We start from the raw sequence: 18735 nt of genomic DNA on the forward strand, positions 1-18735 counted from the left end.
TATGACATTGCCATACCGTCGGCGGACCGCTATAACCTGCCCAACTTTTAGGCAGGCGAGCCGCGTGCACGAAAAATGAGCATTCGCATTGGTCCCGTGACGCTGGACAATTCGGTCCTGCTGGCTCCCATGTCGGGGGTCACGGACAAGCCGTTTCGCCGTCTGGCCCGCCGCCTGGGCGCGGGGCTCGTGATGTCGGAAATGGTCGTCAGCCACGAGCTGATCACCGGTTCAAGGGAAGTCCTGCGGCGTATCGACCACGACAGTGACGCAGAAGCGCCGGTTGTCATCCAGCTTGCCGGAAACGATGCCGGCCTGATGGCCGAAGGCGCCCGTATTGCCGCCGACAAGGGCGCCGACATCGTCGACATCAACATGGGCTGCCCGGCCAAGAAAGTGTGTGGCGGTTTCGCTGGATCCGCGCTCATGAAAGACCTTAGGAAAGCGACTGATATTATTGAAAGAACTGTAAAATCAGTCGACGTTCCAGTGACACTCAAGATGCGGGCCGGCTGGGACGACAACAACCGCAACGCGCCGGAACTGGCGCGCGCCGCCGAAGATCTCGGCATCGCCATGGTGACGGTTCACGGTCGCACGCGCTGCCAGTTCTACAAGGGGCGGGCGGACTGGCGGTTTATCGGCGAGGTGAAGGAAGCCGTCAGCATTCCGGTCGTGGCGAATGGCGACGTCACGGGCTTTGATGAGGCCGAGGCGATCAAGGTGCAGTCGGGCGCCGACGGCATCATGGTCGGGCGTGCGTGCTACGGCCGGCCCTGGCTGCCTGGCAACCTGGCGGCCTTCATGGCGAGCGGGGAGCGCCGAGCCGAACCCAATCTGGATGCTCGCCAGGCGATTGTTTTGGAACACTTCGACGGCATGATCGACCACCATGGACCTGTCTACGGCGTCCGGTGCTTTCGCAAGCACTTCGCCTGGTATGCCTCGGACCTGCCTGACGGGGCGGTGTGGCGTTCCAAGGTCAACCGGTTGGACGAGGAAGACGCCGTTCGCCAGATCATCGTCGAAGCCTTCAACTCGGCGCAGGAGCGCCTGGCCGCATGAATGTCGTCCAGGCCAGCCTGCCGCGCCAAGCCGAGCAGTCTGTCGGCTATGACGCGCTTCTGGAACTGCTACCGGACGCCGTCGTCGCGGTTGATGGCGACGACGTCATCAGGTTCGCCAACAGCGCGGCTGAGCAATTCTTTGGCGTCAGCCGCCGGCACCTCCAAGGTGCGGCGCTGGTCGGCCTGTTGGACGCGGATGCCCCGGTTCTGCTGATGGCCGCGACAGCGCGTGAGCAACGCGGCATCGTCAGCGAGCGTGAAATGCAGGTCTCCGCCCGCAATGGTCAGCTGCGCCAGACTTGCGATGTCCAATGCGCAGCCGATCCCGATAACAGTGGCCTTGTGGTTATCACCTTCAGGCCTCAGCTTCTCTCCGATCAGCTGCGCCGCACCAGTCATACACGCGGCGCCGTACGGTCGGTCGCCGGCCTGGCGGCATCGCTGGCGCATGAGGTCAAGAACCCGCTTTCCGGTATCCGCGGGGCCGCGCAACTCCTGGAGCGCAATGTCGATGAGGCCGACCGAAGCCTGACGCGCCTGATTGCCGAGGAAGTCGACCGGGTCTGCGGCCTGCTGGATCGCATGGAGGTGTTTTCCGAGAACCACCCGATGCCGCGTCGCTTGGTCAATCTGCACGAAGTGCTCGATCACGTCGCCCAGCTCGCGCGCGCCGGGTTTGCCGAGAACTGCACTATCGTCGAGGATTACGATCCGTCGCTGCCGGCGGTCATGGCGAACCGCGACTCCATGATCCAGGTTGTCTTAAACCTGGTGAAGAATGCCGCTGAAGCTGGCGCCAACACCATCCGGTTGCGCACGGCCTACGACAGAAGCCTGCGCGCGGGCGAGGGTGCGTCGAACGGGGGCTCCTCCCTGCCGTTCACGCTGAACGTGGAGGATGACGGACCGGGCATCGCAAAGGATGTCGCCGATCATGTATTCGAGCCCTTTGTCACCAATCGGGTTGACGGTTCCGGCCTTGGATTGGCCCTGGTCGCCAAAATCGTCGACGACCACGGCGGCTTGGTGACCTTTGAAACCGAGCCCGGGAAGACCTGTTTCTCCATCGCCCTGCCGCTGGCGCCGGTCGAAGAGGCATGATGGACACCGGCAGCACCATTCTTGTGGCCGATGACGACCGCGCCATGCGCGCGGTGCTTGTCCAGGCGCTCGAACGCGAAGGCCACAACGTGCGTGCCACCGACAAGGCCGAAACCCTGTCGGATTGGGTTGCCGCCGGTGACGGCGATCTCGTGATCACCGACGTGGTGATGCCCGACGGCAACGGGCTTGACCTCTTGCCACGCATGCGCCAGCGCCGGCCCGAGCTGCCGGTGATCGTTATGAGCGCCCATGCGACGCTTCTGACGGCGGTCAAGGCGGCGCGCAGTGGCGCATACGACTACCTGGCCAAACCGTTCGATCTGGACAAGTTGATGACGCTGGTCGGGCGCGCCCTGACCGCACCTGAACCATCGGATGCTGCCACAGACGACGATGGCGACGCGCCGCTTCTGGTCGGTAACTCGCCGGCCATGCAGGAGATCTATCGGGCGATCGGGCGCCTGGCGATGACCGACCTGACGGTCACGATCGTCGGCGAGTCAGGGTCGGGCAAGGAGCTGGTGGCCCGCGCGCTCCATGAGTACGGCAACCGGCGCGATGGACCCTTTGTCGCCGTCAACGTGGCGGCCATACCGCGCGACCTGATCGAAAGCGAATTGTTCGGTCACGCGCGCGGCGCTTTCACCGGCGCCCATACCCGCCGTCAGGGCCGTTTTGAGCAGGCACAAGGCGGGACGCTGTTCCTGGACGAGATCGGCGATATGCCGGCCGATGCGCAAACGCGGCTGTTGCGGGTTCTCCAGGAGGGCGAGTTCAGCGCCGTCGGCAGCCAGACGCCGGTCCACAGCGACGTCCGGGTGATCGCGGCGACCCATCGCGACCTCAGGCAGTTGATCGATCAGGGCCGGTTCCGCGAGGACCTCTATTACCGTCTGAACGTCGTGCCGCTGCGGCTGCCGCCGTTGCGTGAGCGTCGCCAGGACATTCCAGTCCTGGCGCGCCATTTCCTGAAGACGGCGATCGATAACGGCCTGCCGCGCAAGACGTTCGACGAAGACGCCATCGATGCGCTGGTGGCGCATACCTGGCCCGGCAATGTGCGGGAACTCGAAAACGTCATCCGCCGGCTGGCGGTCCTGGTCGCCGACGACACCATTGGCGCGGCGGACATTCGCGCCCAGTTGGAGGATGCGTCGGCGCTAAAGCCAGTGGCGGGGTCTAACGGGCTTTCGGAAAGCGTCGAACAACATCTGCAGACTTACTTTGACGCCCATGGCGACGGCTTGCCGATCGCCGGCCTCTATGATCGCATCCTGCGGGAGGTCGAACGGCCGCTCATCTCCCTGACCCTGGCGGCAACCAACGGCAATCAGCTCCGCGCTGCCGACGTTTTGGGTATCAACCGCAACACGTTGCGCAAGAAGATCCGCGATCTCGACATCACGGTGGCGCGCGGTCACGGGGCCCAGGATGGCCGATAGCGCCGCGCGGGAGCCAAGCCGGTCATTCCTGGCCGCACCCTGGCTGTGGGTCCGCCGTCAGGCGCTGACCGGACGGCTGGCGTTCGCCCTGGTTATCGCCGCGGTGATTTCCGGTTTTGCGACCTATGGCGCCTTGACCCAGTCTGGACCGTTCGGGCCCGATATCGAAACCGTCATCATCCTGCTCAACATCGACCTGGTCATCCTGCTTCTGCTGGGTGTCGTGGTCGCGCGCCGCCTGGTTGCGCTATGGGCCGAAAGGCGACGAGGCAGCGCCGGGTCGAAGCTGCACTCGCGACTGGTCGCCATGTTCTCGATCGCGGCGATCACGCCGGCGATCCTGGTCGGTGTCTTCTCGGCGCTGTTCTTCACTTTGGGCCTGGAGGCCTGGTTCAGCGAACGGGTAAAGACGGCGCTGGACGACTCTCTTGAAGTCGCGGAGGCCTATTCCGAAGAGCATCGCGGCAACATTCGCGCCCATGTTCTCGCCATGGCGCGCGACCTGGACCTGGCCGGCCCCAATGTCTTATGGGATCAGCGCCAACTCAGTTTCTTCCTTGATGCCCAGGCGGCGCTGCGCGAGCTCTCCGAAGCGGTGGTCGTGCGCGGTGACGGCCGCGTGCTCGGGCAGACCAGGCTCAGCTTCTCGCTCGCGCTGCAGCCTCTCGACAGCGAACTCATCAACCTCGTTTCGCCGAACGAGGTTGTGATCATGACCAGCGATAGTGGCGACCGCGTCCGCGCCTTGACCGAACTGGACGCGTTGCCCGACACCTATCTGGTCGTCGGCCGTCTCGTTGACCCGCGGGTGACCGGCCATATCGACGAGGTCGTGCAGGCCGTCGGTGAATTCCAGGTGCTGGAAGGGCGGCGGTCGGATCTGCAGATCGTCTTCGCGCTCGTCTATGTCGTCTCGGCACTGCTGTTGCTGTTCGCCGCGATCTGGTTCGCGCTCAACTTCGCGACCCGGCTGGTTCGCCCCGTGATCGCGCTGGTCGCCGCGGCCGAGCGAGTCCGGGCCGGCGATCTGACCGCGCGGGTGCCCGATGCCGGTGCGTCCGATGAGCTGGGGACACTGAGCCGCGCTTTTAACCGGATGACCGGCCAGCTTTCGGCCCAGCGGCGGGATTTGATCGAGGCCAACCGCCAGATCGACTCAAGGCGCCGGTTCACCGAATCCGTGCTGTCGGGCGTCAGCGCCGGTGTGATCGGCCTGGATGCTGACGGCAATATCGAACTCCCCAACCGCTCATCGACCGATTTTTTGGGTCTGTCGCCCGATGAGATGATCGGTCGTTCGCTGGCAGAAGTACTGCCCGAGGTCGGCGGCTTGCTCGATGCGGTAATGCGCGATCACCTGTCGCGCGTTGACGGCGACGTTGAAATCGAACGACTGGGCATGACGCGCAACCTGACCGTCAGGATCACCGCGGAGTCGACGATCGATCAGGTCGGGGAGGGCGGCACGGAAGAGATTGAGCGCATGGGGTATGTCGTCACCTTCGACGACATCACGCCATTGATCGCCGCGCAGCGCAAGGCGGCCTGGGCCGATGTGGCGCGCCGGATCGCGCATGAAATCAAGAACCCGCTGACCCCGATCCAGTTGTCGGCCGAGCGGCTTAAGCGCAAGTACATGAGCGAAGTCAAAACGGACCCCGATGTCTTTGCCGCGTGCACCGATACCATCGTGCGTCAGGTCGGCGATCTCCGGCACATCGTCAACGAATTCTCGAACTTCGCGCGCATGCCGACGCCGGAGTTCGCGTCTGAAGACATGGTGCGGCTAATGGATAATGCCGTGACGTTGCAGGAAGTCGGCGACACCGGTATTACGTTCGTCAGAGAGCTGCCCGACGGACCCGTCGCGGTGCAGTGTGATGCCCGGCAGTTTGGGCAGGTCTTCAACAACTTGATCCAGAACGCGATCGATGCGATCGAAGCGCGCCAGGAAAAAGATCCTGCGGCGCCGGCCGGTCGGATCAGGGTCAAGGTTGCCGAAGACAACGACCACTGTATCATCGAGGTCCACGACAACGGCCGCGGCCTGCCAGCCGGATCGCGCGATAAACTGTTCGAGCCTTATGTGACGCACCGAGAAAAAGGTACTGGCCTGGGATTGGCGATCGCCCAACGCATTGTTGCCGAACATGGCGGCACGTTGACGCTCGGTGACAGCCCTGAAGGTGGCGCATGCGCGCGAATCAGTCTGTTGTCCCAGCGCGGCGATGCGCAGCGTTCACCGCAAGGCTCCGCGCTGCGGGAGGTGGCTGGCCATGGCGCATGACATTCTGATCGTCGACGACGAGGCCGATATCCGCACCGCGCTGGGCGGCCTGTTGGACGACGAAGGGTTTGTCACGCGCGGGGCCGCCGACAGCACGTCGGCTCTGGAGGCCCTCGCAGCCCGTCGTCCGTCGCTTCTGATCCTGGACATCTGGCTGCAGGGCAGCGAGATGGACGGGTTGGAGCTGCTCGATGTGGTCGTCGAGGAGTATCCCGGCCTACCGGTCATCATGATCAGCGGTCATGGCAATATCGAAACGGCTGTTTCGGCTATCAAAAAGGGTGCTTACGACTTCATCGAGAAGCCGTTTCAGGTCGACCGATTGCTGCTGGTGGTCGAACGGGCGATCGAAGCGGCTCGGCTGAAGCGCGAGGTCGCGGAGCTGCGGCAGCGCGCGGGAACCGAATTTGACCTGGTCGGCGATTCCGGCGAACTCAATCAGGTCCGTGCCGCAGTCAAGCGGGTGGCGCCCACAGGCAGCCGCGTCTTGATCACCGGTCCCGCCGGTTCCGGCAAGGAAGTCGTGGCGCGGTTACTGCATCGCCAGTCGACCCGCAGCGAGGGGCCTTTTGTCGTCATCAACGCGGCGACCATGGCGCCCGATCGCATGGAGATGGAACTGTTCGGTGTAGAACAGGGTGCGCTGGGCCCGGAGACGCCGAGCACGACCGGCACGTTTGAGCTGGCGCATGGCGGCACCTTGTTCCTGGATCAGGTCTCCGACATGCCGTTGGAAACCCAGGGCAAGATCCTGCGCGTTCTCCAGGAACAGACGTTTATGCGCGTCGGCGGCGGCGCACCGATCGAGGTCGATGTTCGCGTTATCGCTGCCTCGAACCGGGACCTGACGGCGGAGATCACGGCCGGGACGTTCCGCGAAGATCTTTATTACCGCCTCAATGTCGTGCCGCTTCGTGTGCCCGCGCTGACCGAACGGCGCGAGGATATTCCCCATCTCGCGCGCTATTTCCTGGAGCGCGCGGCCGAGAACCATGGGTTGCCGGTGCGCGAGATATCCGAGGACGCGATGGCTGCGCTTCGGGCAGCCGACTGGCCCGGTAATGTCCGGCAGCTGCGCAATGTCATGGACTGGCTCTTGATCATGGCGCCGGAAGATGAGCGTGGCCGGATCACCGCCGACATGCTGCCGCCGGAGATCGCGGCGGGATCGCCTCTCCCGATGCGCACCGAAGATGACGCGGAATTGATGACCATGCCGCTGCGCGAGGCGCGTGAGGTCTTCGAGCGGCAGTATCTCAACGCGCAGCTCGTTCGCTTCGGCGGCAACATTTCGCGGACCGCGACCTTTGTCGGCATGGAGCGGTCGGCCCTGCACCGTAAGCTCAAGGCGCTTGGCGTTGGTGATGAGCCGCGTGCCGTGGCTCAGTCGAACCGCGCCTGAAAGTAGGCAACGACCATGCAAGTTATCGTTTGCGGCGCCGGCCAGGTCGGCTTGAACATCGCGCGTTACCTGGCGAGCGAGGCCAACGACGTCACCGTCATCGACATGGACCCGAGCCGGGTTAAGAGCGTGACGGATACCATCGACGTCAAGGGGCTGGTCGGCTTTGCCTCTCATCCGCCGGTCTTGCAAGAGGCTGGCGCCGACGATGCCGACATGCTGATCGCCGTTACCCACGCGGACGAGGTCAACATGGTTGCCTGCCAGGTAGCCCATTCGCAGTTCAACGTGCCGACCAAGATCGCCCGGGTGCGCCATCAGTCCTATCTGGACCCGGCGTGGCGCAACATGTTCAGCCGCGACCACATGCCGATCGACGTCATCATCTCTCCGGAGGTCGAGGTGGCGCGGGCCATTATTCGCCGCCTGGAGGTGCCGGGCGCGCTGGATGTGATCCCGATGGCCGGCGACAAGGTGCGCGCGATCGCCGTGCGCTGCATGCCCGACTGCCCGGTGGTCGATACCCCGCTCTATGAGCTCACCGAACTCTTCCCGGATCTGCATATCTTCGTCGTCGGCATCATTCGCGACGACGAACTGATCGTGCCGCGTCCGGAAATGGAGATGCGCGAGGGCGATGAGGTCTATTTTGTCGCCGATACCGAACACGTGCGCCGCGGCATGGTGGCGTTCGGCCATGACGAACCGGAAGCGCGGCGCGTCATCATTGTCGGTGGCGGCAACATTGGGCTTTTCGTGGCCAGAGAGTTGGAAGACGGACATGGCGATGTCCGCGCCAAACTGATCGAGGTCGACGAGCACCGCGCGCGGAGCGTTGCCGACGCGCTTAACCGCACCACGGTCCTGTTGGGCGACGCGCTGGAACAGGAGATTCTGAGCGAAGCCAATGTCAGCCAGTCGGAAGCAGTGGTCGCCGTCTCGAACGACGACGAGGTGAACATTCTCTCGTCCCTTTTGGCCAAACGACTTGGCGCCGATTGGGCCATCACCCTGGTCAACAGCATGAGTTACGGGCCGCTGGTCGGCAATCTGGGTATCGACGTTGTCGTCAACCCGCGCGGCTCTACGGTGTCGACCATTCTGCAGCACGTGCGCCGAGGCCGTATCCGTGGCGTCCACAGCGTGCGCGAGGGCGCGGGCGAGTTTATCGAGGCCGAGGCCTTGGATACGTCAAGCATCGCCGGCAAGCGCATCCGGGATATCAAACTGCCCAAAGGTATTCTGATTGGCTCTATCGTGCGCGGTAGCGAGGTCATCATTCCGCGCGGCGACACCACTATCATGGCCAAGGACCGCGTTGTGCTGTTCACCAATGCCGATCTGGTGCGTAAGGTCGAAAAGCTCTTCTCGGTCGGATTGGAGTTCTTCTGATCCCGTCCGACCTCGGGTATAAAGGGGGTGGGGCTAGGCTCGGCATCAAGCAGAATCAAAACGAGCGAAGTGCGAGGACACAATGTCACGTGTGGCTTATGTGAATGGGCGGTATGTGCCGCACAACAAGGCGCAGGTCAGCATCGACGACCGCGGCCATGTGTTCGCCGATGGCGTCTATGAGGTGACGCTGGTCGTTGGCGGCCGCATGATCGACCTAGAAGGGCATGTGGTTCGGCTGGAGCGGTCATTGCGCGAGTTGGACATGCCCCAGCCGATGTCGAGCCGTGCGCTGATTCACATCATGAATCAGACGATCAAGCGGAACCGTGTGAAGGACGGCATGGTCTACTTGCAGGTGAACCGGGGCACGGCGCCGCGCAACCACGTCTATGACAACGGCGACCTGGAGCCTTCCGTCGTCTGCACGGCAAAGTCCGTCCCGCTTCCGAGCGACGCTGACGCGGTCGACGGGGTCAAGGTCATTTCCCAACCCGACATCCGCTGGGGCCGGGTCGACATCAAGACCGTGTCGCTGCTGCCCAACGCGCTCGCCAAGACCGCCGCTGCCAAAGAAGGGGCCTATGAAGCCTTCCTGGTCGATGATGACGGCTATGTCACCGAGTGTAGCGCGTCGAACGCCTGGATTGTTGACAAGGATGGCCGCGTCGTGACGCGACCGCTCAGCAACGAGATCCTGCCGGGCATCACTCGCGATCGTGTGATCAAGCTGGCAAAGGAACACGGGATCGAGGTTGTCGAACGTCCGTTCACCCTGGCCGAGGCCAAGAGCGCGCGCGAGGCGTTCTTGACCAGCACCACGTCGTTTGTGAAACCGGTCACACAGATCGATGACGTCACCATCGGCAACGGCCATCCGGGCACCGTGACAAGGACACTGTTGGGCGCGTATCTCAATTTCATTCGCGAAATCAGACAACCGGCAACTTAACCGTTGGATTCTCGGGTATTCGCAACCATGTGTTTTGGGGGGTTGTACGGATCGGGGTCCCCGGCCTAGGCTAGCCCGCCAACGATAGATCGGTCCGAAGGCAACGCAGCCAACAACAACATCGGAACCGACAAAAAAAAGAGGGGGAGGTGGCACGGCATGTCAAACGACAAGCCTCAGAATTTGCAAGACACGTTTCTCAACAACGTACGCAAGAACAAGCTGCCGGTGACGATTTTCCTCGTCAACGGTGTCAAGCTTCAGGGTGTGATCACCTGGTTCGATAACTTCTGTATGCTGCTGCGCCGCGACGGCCATTCGCAGTTGGTCTACAAACACGCGGTCTCGACCGTCATGCCTTCAGCACCGGTTCGCCTGTTCGATCAGGAAGAGGCCGAGGAGACCGCCAACGCCTGAGTCCAACCAGCCGAAGCAAGCGGCCACCCGCACGCTGATCCTGTGCCCGCTGCTGCCTGGCAACCAGCGCAGCGAGACCCAGCGATTGGAGGAGGCCGCCGGACTGGCGCGCGCCATCGACCTTGAGGTTGTTGAGGCGCGCGCTGTTGCCGTGCGCACGCCCAAGCCCGGCACCTTGTTCGGCAAGGGACAGGTCGAGGGACTGGCTGGTGACATCGCAGCCGATGAAATCGGTCTGGTCGTGGTGGACTGGTCACTGTCGCCGGTTCAGCAACGCAATCTGGAAAAGGCCTGGAACGCCAAGGTCATCGACCGAACCGGGCTGATTCTGGATATCTTCGGCGAGCGCGCGCGCACCAAGGAAGGCGTGCTGCAGGTCGAAATGGCGGCGCTCAGCTATCAGCGCAGCCGCCTGGTCCGCTCATGGACTCATTTGGAGCGCCAACGCGGCGGGTTGGGTTTTGTCGGCGGCCCCGGCGAATCCCAGCTTGAGGTCGACCGGCGCCTGATTGATGAACGTTTGGCGCGGATCCGGCGCGAACTGGAGACGGTCGTGCGCACCCGCGAACAGCACCGCCAGGCGCGCCGCAAGGTGCCGTACCCGATCGTCGCCCTGGTCGGCTACACCAATGCCGGCAAGTCGACTCTGTTCAACCGTCTGACCGGCGCGACCGTCTATGCCGACGACCAAGTCTTCGCGACGCTTGATCCGACCATGCGCGGTATCACGCTGCCGTCCGGCCGCAAGGTCATCGCCTCCGACACCGTCGGGTTCATTTCGGATCTGCCGACCATGCTGGTTGCCGCGTTCCGCGCGACCCTTGAGGAGGTCATCGAGGCCGACGTGATTGTGCATGTGCGCGATATCAGCGACCCCGACACGGAAGCCCAGAAACAGGACGTGCTTGATGTCATGTCCCAGTTGGGTCTGGACGATAAAATTCAGGCTGACGGCTTGGTCGAGGTGCAGAACAAGATCGACCTGTTGGATGCGGAAGAGCGCGAGCGCGTCGACGCCGTGGTGCGCCGTCGCTCGGACACGGTGGCGATATCGGCGGTCACAGGTGAGGGGACCGAGCACCTGATGGCGGTCCTCGACGAGCGGTTGATTGACGGGCGCCGGGTTGTCGATCTGGTCGTGCCGGTCGAGGATGGCCGCGCGATGGCGTTTCTCTACAGCCACGGCGAGGTCTTGGAGCGGCGCGACGACGAAGCCGCCATCCGCGTGAAGGTTGGCCTCGACCCAAAGGACCTGGCCCGCTACGAGCGAATGGTTGCCGGCCGAGACGGTTAGGCGTTACTCGGCCGCCTGGTGCTCGGCGTCCTTGGCCTCGTGCCAAAGCTGGTCCATCTCCTCCAGCGTGCTCGTTTCTGGAGCACGACCATCGGCCTCCAGGCGTGACTCAACATAGCGGAAGCGGCGCTGAAACTTGGCGTTGGTGCGCCTCAGTGCAGCCTCGGCGTCGACCTCCAGATGCCGCGCCAGGTTGACGATGGTGAAGAGCAGGTCGCCCAACTCGTCCTCGAGCCTGTCGTTGGGTGCCGTGGCGGCGATCTCTTCCTTTAGCTCATCGAGTTCCTCGTCGACGTCGACAAGAACGCGCGTTGCGTCGGGCCAGTCGAAGCCGACGCGGGCGACGCGTTTCTGGATCTTCTCGGCCCGCGTCAGAGCGGGTAGGGCGGCGCTCACGCCATCCAGCACGCTGGCGCGCCGGCCGTCGCGTTCGGCGCGTTCGGCGCGCTCTGCCGCCTTCATGTCTTCCCAGGCGGCGGTCTGCTGATCCGCGCCGTCGATGCTCGTCTTGTCACCGAAGACATGAGGGTGGCGGCGCACCATCTTGTCGCTGATTTCGGTGACGACATCGCCGAAGTCGAAGTGGCCGGCCTCTTCGGCCATGCGCGCGTGAAACACGACCTGGAACAGCAGGTCGCCCAGCTCGCCCCGAAGCGCCACCCAATCCTCGTTCTCGATCGCCTCGGCGACCTCATAGGATTCCTCGATCGTATAGGGAGCAATGGTGCGGAAGTCCTGGGCGACATCCCAGGGGCATCCGCCATCGGGGTTGCGCAGGCTTGCCATGATATCAAGTAGGCGTTGGATGTCGCTCATGCGGTGACGTTTCCGTCGCTGGGGGAAGGGAGGTTCCGTGCTTTTGCTACAGCGATGTGTGCGCTATGACCAGCCCGTGTATCATGACGACACACTGGGGTCTTTGAACCGGCGCGCGCATCACCACGTATAGGGCCCAGCGGGCCGATAGTTTCTGGTAAATCTATCCAAGAAGGGCATTCCCATAAAATCTCGTAGTGAAGGCCAGGCGGTTGCCATGGCGCCGCCGACGGGCAGAAATCTGCGGCTTTGGGCCGAGTTGCTGCTGCTGTTCATAGCCGCGCCAGTCATCATGGCAACTGAGCTGCCCAGCAGCTTCATGTGGCCCGCCCTGGCCACGGTCGCCGTCATCGGTATTGTGCTGCTCAGCATCACGCCCGGGTTTCGCTGGCGCGATCTGGTGTCGCGCCGGGGGCTGCGCATCGACTGGGTCGTGGTGGCGGTCTTTGTCGTCATCGCGATCGCCGTCTGTATTGCGCTGACGGTCTGGCTGGTGCCGGAGCGGTTGTTCGGCTTTCCCCAGGGCAAGACAAAGATGTGGCTTGTCGTGATGGTCGCCTATCCGCTGGTCTCGGCGATCCCCCAGGAGCTCGTCTTTCGGGTGTTGTTCTTTGAGCGCTACGGCCATCTGTTCCCCAACATCGGCGTTGCGATCGCGTTGAACGCCGGTCTCTTCGGCCTGGCGCATCTGTTCTACTGGAACTGGCCCGCGGTCGTGCTGACGACGGCCGCCGGCGCCATCTTCGCCTGGGCCTATGCCAGCCGGCAGTCATTCGGCATGGCCTGCCTGCTGCACGCCTTGGGCGGCCAGATCGTCTTCACTGTCGGCATGGGGATCTACTTCTTCCACGGCGCCGTCGGGCGCGTTTAGGGCGGATCATGGTTATGAGTCGAGCAGATTCACCTGCCTTGACGGAATCGCGAAGCGATTCCATCAAAACATGATCTGCTCTAGCGCAGGGAGCCGGTAGCGCGCCATGGACGACAAGATCTTTAACTATTGCGAGCGTGGCCTGGATCCGGGCTTCTGGGCCGAGCCGATCAACGCGGTCACCAACGCGGCCTTTGTCATCGCCGGGTTGGCCGCATTTTACCTCTTGGCGCGCCAGCCGGCCGGCAGTCGGCGCCTGGTCGACTATTGGCTGGCGGCGCTGGTCTGTATCATCGGCATCGGCAGCTTCCTGTTCCACACCTACGCGACACCTTGGGCGGGTCTGGCCGACGTCCTGCCGATCGCCATCATGATGCTTAGCTATCTGACTGTCGCGCTGCGCCGGTATCTGGGCGCCACCTGGCTGTGGACCGGTGTCGGGCTCGTCGTCTTCGTCGTGGCCTATGTGCTCGCCGGCCAAATCCTGTGCGACGGCGAACGCTGTCTGAACGGGTCGCTCGGCTACTTCCCGGCGTTCATCGCGCTGATGTTGATCGGTGGCTGGCTGGTCGCGCGCGGCGACAAGCCAACCGGTTGGGGTTTGTTGGCCGCGGCCGGCGTGTTCGCGGTCTCTCTGGCGTTCCGCAGCGTCGACTTCCACGTCTGCGACCACACCCATGTCGGCCATGACCACGGGCCGCTGGGCACGCACTTCATGTGGCACGTGCTGAACGCCGTCATGCTCTACATCCTGGTGCGTGTGGCGATCCGTTTCGAGCGGCCGAAAACCGCTTAACGGCGTCGCGTACGCCTTAGCACGGCAAAGCAAAGCAAAAACCGTCATCGGCCTTGTCGACAAGGCCGGTATCGCTAGGATGTGCCCGGCAAAGGGGCGTCTCGAACACGATGATCAAGGGGGAGGGACGAGACTTTGCGCACGGACATGCTGATTGAGAACACCTGGAAAGGTGCCGCGACCGGTCGGACCATCGACTGCACCAACCCGGCCGATGAGTCGGTCATAGCGTCGATTCCTGCGGCAAACGCCGAGGACGTCGAACAGGCGGTCGATGCGGCGCGGCGCGCCTTCGACGGCGGCTGGAAACAGACGGACGGCAAGACGCGTGCCGCGCATCTGCGCCGGTTCGCCGAGGGCATCAAGTCTCGCCGCGACGACCTCGCTCAACTGGAGACCAAGGACAACGGCAAGCCGCTGCCGGAATCCTATTTCGACGTGGATACGGCCACCCAGATTTACGAAATGTATGCCGACCTTGCCGATCAGCTCGATGAGAACGGTGAGGAAGCAGTCGATCTGCCGGACGATTTTCTGCGCACGACCGTCGCCTATCGCCCGGTTGGCGCCATCGGCATGATCACGCCGTGGAACTATCCGATTGAGCAGTTCACGTGGAAGGTCGCCGCAGCCATCGCCGCCGGCTGCACCTGTGTCGTCAAGCCTTCGGAGTTCACCTCACTGACGGCTCTGATGCTGGGTGAGATTGCTGTCGATGCCGGCATGCCCGCCGGTGTCATCAACATTGTCACGGGAACCGGCCCGGACGCCGGCGAGGCGCTCGTTACCAATCCCGGCATCGACAAGATTTCGTTTACCGGCAGCACGGTGACGGGACGGCGCGTCATGGCAATGGCGGCTGCGGACCTGAAGCGGGTCAGTCTTGAGCTGGGCGGCAAGAACCCAATCATCGTCTTCGACGACGTCGACCTTGATCGCGCCGTCGAATGGACCGCCTTCGGCGCGTTCGTCAATCAAGGGCAGGTCTGCACATCGACATCGCGCTTGCTGATCCAAGACAGGATTGCCGACGATTTTCTCGGACGGCTCAAGTCGCTTGCCGGATCGATCGTCGTCGGCGATGGCACGCGCGATGGCGTGCAGATGGGCCCCTTGGTTAATGCCGCGCAGTACGACAAGGTGACAGGGTACGTCGCAGCCGCGCAAACGGAAGGCGCCACGGTGTTCGCGGGCGGCGGCCGGCCCGACGGCCTGAACACCGGCTATTTCCTGCAGCCGACAATACTGACCGACGTGACACCGGATATGTCGGTATGGCGCGAGGAGATCTTCGGTCCCGTTCTGAGCGTCATGGCGTTCTCCGACGAGGACGAGGCCGTCAGGCTCGCCAACGACACGCCTTACGGTCTGGCGGCGACCGTTCTTTCAGAGGACACGGAGCGCGCCGAACGCGTCGCCGATCAGCTGGACGCCGGGATTACCTGGCAAAACTGCAATCAGGTGGTCGTCATTCAAGCGCCTTGGGGTGGTGTCAAGAAGAGCGGCATGGGCCGCGAGCTCGGCAAATGGGGCATGCAGAACTTCCTGGAGCCAAAGCAGAAGACGCGCTGGCTGCCCGACGCTGGGATCGGATGGTACGACCCGTCAACGGCGGCCTGACAACACCGAGGGCAGTACGTTCGAGAGGCGATGTTTTCAGCGCGGGGACACCGTCAGACATCGCACATATAAGTCGCATAATATATATTATGGAAAATAGAGGGTGTGTTAAAGCCAGCCTTGCTTAGAGGCTGATCTCCAACCCGTCATAACCCGGCTGTACGTGCCCTGGCGTCAGGCCGTCCACCGTCGCGTAGTCGATGTCGTCGGACATGTGACTGAGCACTGCGCGGCGTGGTTTGGCGCGCTCGATCCAGGCAAGCGTGCGCTTGAGGTCGGAATGGATCGGGTTTTCTTCCATGTTCTGGCAGTCGACGACCCACAGGTCGACGCCGTTGATGATGTCGAACGCCGCATCGTCCAGGTGCTTGAGGTCAATGGAATACGCTGCGCTTTGACCGTCTGCATCAAAGCGGAAACCCAGGGTCTCCATGACAACGTGGTCCTGTGCGAATGGCGTGACGCGGATCGGCCCGATATCAAATGGTTCGGTCGTGATCACGTTTTCCAGCAAATGCGGCTTGTACCAGCCAAAATTGGCGTTCATCGGCTCAAATATGTAGCCGAACCGCTCCTTCAGCGCGCTCATCGCCTGGCGGTTGCCATAGGCAGGCAGAGCTTTGTCGGCCGACCGGCACACGCGTTTCAGGTCATCGATGCCGTGACTATGGTCGGCGTGGGCATGGGTGTAGAGAACCGCGTCGACGCTTGTGACGCCTTGGCGCAGCAACTGTTGGCGAAGATCCGGCGACGTGTCGACGAGGATTCGCGTTCCCGCGTGTTCAATCAGGAGTGACGACCGGGTCCTGTGATTACGCGGATCCGCCAGATAAGCATCGTCATACACCGCGCCGATCTGCGGTACACCCGCCGATGGACCGCAGCCCAAGATTATTACTTTCATATCAAAGGCGTGGATCAGACGCTTTAGAGAACAGATTAAAGAAATTATCGGTCGTCGCCGTTGCCAACGCGTCTTCCGATACGCCTTTTAATTCTGCCAGTAACGATGCGGTTTTATTGATATAAGACGGCTCGTTACGTTTGCCGCGATAAGGCATTGGCGCCAGGTACGGCGCATCGGTCTCGACCAGCAGCCGGTCGAGTGGCACGGCCTGTGCGGTCTCGCGCAGCTCCTCGGCCTTCTTGAAGGTCAGGATCCCGGACAGCGAAATGGAGAGCCCGATGGCCAAGCTCCTCTCGGCCAGTTCGCGTGAGGTGCTGAAGCAGTGGATGAGGCCGCGATAGGCACCCTTCCCCATTTCGTCTTCCAGGATCGCCATGGTGTCGTCGTCGGCATCGCGCGTGTGCACGATCAGCGGCAGGCCGGTCTCGCGCGCCGCGGCAATATGAGCGCGGAAACTCTCACGCTGTTCCTCACGCGGGCTGTGGTCATAGAAGTAGTCGAGGCCGGTCTCGCCGATGCCGATAACCTTAGGATGGTCGGCCAGGCTGATGATGGTCTCGGGGTCTGCGATGCCTTCGCTTTCGACGTTGTGCGGATGGACGCCAACTGAGCACCACATATTGTCGTAACGCTCAGCAATGGCGCGGACCTGCTCGAACTTGGTCAGCCGCGTGCAGATCGTCTGCATCACGCCGACGCCGGTTTCGTGAGCGCGTGCCACGATGGCGTCGAGCTCGTCGGCGAAATCGGGAAAATCCAGATGGCAGTGGCTGTCGACCAGCATCAGGCGGCGCCCTCCTCCGGCTCCACGTAACGCGGGAAAACGGGCTCCGGTTTGGGCAGGACCGTGCCCGGCACCAGGCGATGGTGGGGGCTGAGCGCGATGAAGCCGCGCCTGTCGTCAGACACGCCCAACTGGTCGAGCATGCGCGACGCGGCATCCGGCACGAAGGGCTGGGTCAGGAGCGCCAGGTGGCGGATCGTCTCTGAGAGCACGTAGAGCACGGTCGCCATACGCGCAGGATCGGTCTTGCGCAGTGCCCACGGCGCCTGTTCGTCGACATAGCGGTTGGCCTCGCCGACCACCTTCCAAATCGCCGTCAGCGCCAGGTGGAAGGCCTGGACGTCCAGGTGGCCGCGCACCTCGTCCAACAACCCGTCGGCGGCCCCCAGCAGCGCGGTGTCGTCGTCGCTGTAGTCGCCGGGGTCGGGCACCGAGCCGCCGCAGTTTTTGGCGACCATGGAAAGCACGCGTTGGGCCAGATTGCCGAAGTCGTTGGCCAGGTCGCCGTTGGCGCGATGGATCATGGCGGCGTGGGAAAAGTCGCCGTCATTGCCGAACGGCACCTCGCGCAGCAGGAAGTAGCGGACCTGGTCGAGGCCGTACTCCTCGACGATCTGGTGCGGGTCGATGATGTTGCCCAGCGACTTCGAGATCTTCTGGCCCTCGTTGGTCCACCAGCCGTGGGCATAGATGCGCTTGGGCGGTTCGATGCCGGCGGCCATCAGAAAGGCCGGCCAGTAAACCGCGTGAAAACGCAGGATGTCCTTACCCACCATGTGCACGTCGGCGGGCCAGAACTTTTTGAAGAGCGCGCTTTCCTCATCGGGAAAACCGACGGCGGTGATGTAGTTGGTCAGGGCGTCGAGCCAGACATACATAACGTGGTCGTCGTCGTCGGGCACCGGGATGCCCCACTTGAAGCTGGTTCGGCTGACCGAGAGATCCTGAAGTCCGCCTTTAACGAAGCTGATGACCTCGTTGCGACGCGTCGCCGGCAGGATCATGTCGGGATGGGCGTCATAGAGTGCGAGCAACCGGTCCTGCCACTCAGAAAGCTTGAAGAAGTAGCTGGGCTCCTCGACCCATTCGACCGGAGCGCCCGACGGGGCGATCTTCCCGCCGTCGGGACCGTCAACGAGCTCGCTTTCCGTATAGAACGCCTCGTCGCGCACCGAATACCAGCCCGCATACTTGCCCAGATAGATTTCGCCGGCATCTAACAGACGCGTCCACAGCGCCTGGACCGAGGCCTTGTGGCGCGGCTCGGTCGTGCGGATGAAGTCATCGTTGGTGTAACCGAACAAATGTTCGAGGTCGCGGAAGCGCTGAGACACGCGGTCGCAAAACGCCTGCGGGTCGACGCCGGCGTCATGGGCCGACTTCTCGACCTTCTGGCCATGCTCGTCGGTGCCGGTCAGAAACATCACGTCATAGCCGTCCAGCCGCTTGAACCGCGCCATGACATCGCAGGCCAGTGTCGTATAGGCGTGGCCGATATGCGGGTTGTCGTTGACGTAATAGATCGGCGTCGTGATGTAGTAGCTGCGGTCCCCGGTCATCCGAGACTCCCGTGCTGGCGTTTGT

The 18735-nt window shown here is 63.0% G+C and carries 16 protein-coding genes; 12 read left to right on the forward strand and 4 right to left on the reverse strand.

Annotation, left to right across the window (positions count from 1 at the left end; all coding sequences use genetic code 11):
* Positions 1 to 75: 75 nt before the first annotated feature.
* From dusB to hflX, 9 genes are all read left to right on the forward strand, one after another.
* Positions 76 to 1065: a tRNA dihydrouridine synthase DusB gene (dusB, locus tag AAF563_15210; protein ID MEM7122629.1), complete on the forward strand. Its 990-nt coding sequence runs from the start codon at positions 76 to 78 to the stop codon at positions 1063 to 1065.
* Positions 1062 to 2168 (forward strand): ATP-binding protein, encoded by a 1107-nt coding sequence (locus AAF563_15215; GenBank protein MEM7122630.1) that lies wholly within the window; start codon positions 1062 to 1064, stop codon positions 2166 to 2168. The genes dusB and AAF563_15215 overlap by 4 nt, the downstream gene beginning before the upstream one ends.
* The gene (ntrC, locus tag AAF563_15220) at positions 2165 to 3613 is read left to right on the forward strand and encodes a nitrogen regulation protein NR(I) (protein MEM7122631.1); all 1449 of its coding nucleotides are present in this window, start codon (positions 2165 to 2167) and stop codon (positions 3611 to 3613) included. Before AAF563_15215 ends, ntrC begins: the two co-directional genes overlap by 4 nt.
* Positions 3603 to 5900, forward strand: coding sequence for a PAS domain-containing sensor histidine kinase (locus AAF563_15225; protein ID MEM7122632.1), 2298 nt, complete (start codon positions 3603 to 3605; stop codon positions 5898 to 5900). The genes ntrC and AAF563_15225 overlap by 11 nt, the downstream gene beginning before the upstream one ends.
* Positions 5890 to 7302, forward strand: a complete 1413-nt coding sequence (locus tag AAF563_15230; GenBank protein MEM7122633.1) for a sigma-54 dependent transcriptional regulator — start codon at positions 5890 to 5892, stop codon at positions 7300 to 7302. Before AAF563_15225 ends, AAF563_15230 begins: the two co-directional genes overlap by 11 nt.
* Positions 7303 to 7317: 15 nt before the next feature.
* On the forward strand, positions 7318 to 8694 hold the full coding sequence (gene trkA, locus AAF563_15235) for a Trk system potassium transporter TrkA (GenBank protein ID MEM7122634.1): 1377 nt from the start codon (positions 7318 to 7320) through the stop codon (positions 8692 to 8694).
* A gap of 82 nt (positions 8695 to 8776) precedes the next feature.
* A complete protein-coding gene (locus AAF563_15240) occupies positions 8777 to 9646 on the forward strand; it encodes a D-amino-acid transaminase (protein ID MEM7122635.1) in 870 nt (289 codons plus the stop codon).
* Positions 9647 to 9805: 159 nt separating this feature from the next.
* On the forward strand, positions 9806 to 10063 hold the full coding sequence (gene hfq / locus AAF563_15245) for an RNA chaperone Hfq (GenBank protein MEM7122636.1): 258 nt from the start codon (positions 9806 to 9808) through the stop codon (positions 10061 to 10063).
* 34 nt (positions 10064 to 10097) lie between these two features.
* The gene (gene hflX / locus AAF563_15250; GenBank protein MEM7122637.1) at positions 10098 to 11357 is read left to right on the forward strand and encodes a GTPase HflX; all 1260 of its coding nucleotides are present in this window, start codon (positions 10098 to 10100) and stop codon (positions 11355 to 11357) included.
* Positions 11358 to 11360: 3 nt separating this feature from the next.
* Here the strand turns inward: hflX and mazG are convergent, their stop codons facing one another.
* Complete coding sequence (gene mazG / locus AAF563_15255) at positions 11361 to 12173, reverse strand: nucleoside triphosphate pyrophosphohydrolase (GenBank protein ID MEM7122638.1); 813 nt, start codon at positions 12171 to 12173, stop codon at positions 11361 to 11363.
* A 217-nt stretch (positions 12174 to 12390) separates the two neighbouring features.
* Between mazG and AAF563_15260 the strand changes: the two genes are divergently transcribed.
* From AAF563_15260 to AAF563_15270, 3 genes are all read left to right on the forward strand, one after another.
* Positions 12391 to 13044, forward strand: a complete 654-nt coding sequence (locus AAF563_15260) for a CPBP family intramembrane glutamic endopeptidase (protein ID MEM7122639.1) — start codon at positions 12391 to 12393, stop codon at positions 13042 to 13044.
* Positions 13045 to 13150: 106 nt separating this feature from the next.
* Positions 13151 to 13840, forward strand: coding sequence for a ceramidase domain-containing protein (locus AAF563_15265; GenBank protein ID MEM7122640.1), 690 nt, complete (start codon positions 13151 to 13153; stop codon positions 13838 to 13840).
* Positions 13841 to 13987: 147 nt separating this feature from the next.
* The gene (locus AAF563_15270; GenBank protein ID MEM7122641.1) at positions 13988 to 15460 is read left to right on the forward strand and encodes an aldehyde dehydrogenase family protein; all 1473 of its coding nucleotides are present in this window, start codon (positions 13988 to 13990) and stop codon (positions 15458 to 15460) included.
* A 124-nt stretch (positions 15461 to 15584) separates the two neighbouring features.
* On the opposite strand, the gene AAF563_15275 is transcribed toward AAF563_15270, so the two are convergent.
* Genes AAF563_15275 through metG form a run of 3 tightly spaced genes read right to left on the reverse strand, consistent with a single transcriptional unit; the run spans position 15585 to position 18710 of the window.
* Positions 15585 to 16364, reverse strand: a complete 780-nt coding sequence (locus AAF563_15275) for an MBL fold metallo-hydrolase (GenBank protein ID MEM7122642.1) — start codon at positions 16362 to 16364, stop codon at positions 15585 to 15587.
* A 1-nt stretch (position 16365) separates the two neighbouring features.
* Entirely contained in the window at positions 16366 to 17151 is a 786-nt protein-coding gene (locus AAF563_15280; GenBank protein ID MEM7122643.1) for a TatD family hydrolase, read from the reverse strand.
* Positions 17151 to 18710, reverse strand: a complete 1560-nt coding sequence (metG, locus tag AAF563_15285; GenBank protein MEM7122644.1) for a methionine--tRNA ligase — start codon at positions 18708 to 18710, stop codon at positions 17151 to 17153. The genes AAF563_15280 and metG overlap by 1 nt, the downstream gene beginning before the upstream one ends.
* Between the last annotated feature and the right edge of the window lie 25 nt (positions 18711 to 18735).

This window comes from Pseudomonadota bacterium (assembly GCA_039028155.1).
In the GTDB taxonomy this organism is placed as follows: domain Bacteria; phylum Pseudomonadota; class Alphaproteobacteria; order SP197; family SP197; genus JANQGO01.

Bases quoted from the DNA above. Each gene is read 5' to 3' on its own strand.
- metG (MEM7122644.1), bottom strand. From the start codon at position 18,710: ATGACCGGGGACCGCAGCTACTACATCACGACGCCGATCTATTACGTC.
- AAF563_15260 (MEM7122639.1), top strand. From the start codon at position 12,391: ATGGCGCCGCCGACGGGCAGAAATCTGCGGCTTTGGGCCGAGTTGCTG.
- AAF563_15280 (MEM7122643.1), bottom strand. From the start codon at position 17,151: ATGCTGGTCGACAGCCACTGCCATCTGGATTTTCCCGATTTCGCCGAC.
- AAF563_15230 (MEM7122633.1), top strand. From the start codon at position 5,890: ATGGCGCATGACATTCTGATCGTCGACGACGAGGCCGATATCCGCACC.
- AAF563_15275 (MEM7122642.1), bottom strand. From the start codon at position 16,364: ATGAAAGTAATAATCTTGGGCTGCGGTCCATCGGCGGGTGTACCGCAG.
- AAF563_15270 (MEM7122641.1), top strand. From the start codon at position 13,988: ATGCTGATTGAGAACACCTGGAAAGGTGCCGCGACCGGTCGGACCATC.
- AAF563_15240 (MEM7122635.1), top strand. From the start codon at position 8,777: ATGTCACGTGTGGCTTATGTGAATGGGCGGTATGTGCCGCACAACAAG.
- mazG (MEM7122638.1), bottom strand. From the start codon at position 12,173: ATGAGCGACATCCAACGCCTACTTGATATCATGGCAAGCCTGCGCAAC.
- AAF563_15225 (MEM7122632.1), top strand. From the start codon at position 3,603: ATGGCCGATAGCGCCGCGCGGGAGCCAAGCCGGTCATTCCTGGCCGCA.
- AAF563_15265 (MEM7122640.1), top strand. From the start codon at position 13,151: ATGGACGACAAGATCTTTAACTATTGCGAGCGTGGCCTGGATCCGGGC.
- hfq (MEM7122636.1), top strand. From the start codon at position 9,806: ATGTCAAACGACAAGCCTCAGAATTTGCAAGACACGTTTCTCAACAAC.
- trkA (MEM7122634.1), top strand. From the start codon at position 7,318: ATGCAAGTTATCGTTTGCGGCGCCGGCCAGGTCGGCTTGAACATCGCG.
- AAF563_15215 (MEM7122630.1), top strand. From the start codon at position 1,062: ATGAATGTCGTCCAGGCCAGCCTGCCGCGCCAAGCCGAGCAGTCTGTC.
- dusB (MEM7122629.1), top strand. From the start codon at position 76: ATGAGCATTCGCATTGGTCCCGTGACGCTGGACAATTCGGTCCTGCTG.
- ntrC (MEM7122631.1), top strand. From the start codon at position 2,165: ATGATGGACACCGGCAGCACCATTCTTGTGGCCGATGACGACCGCGCC.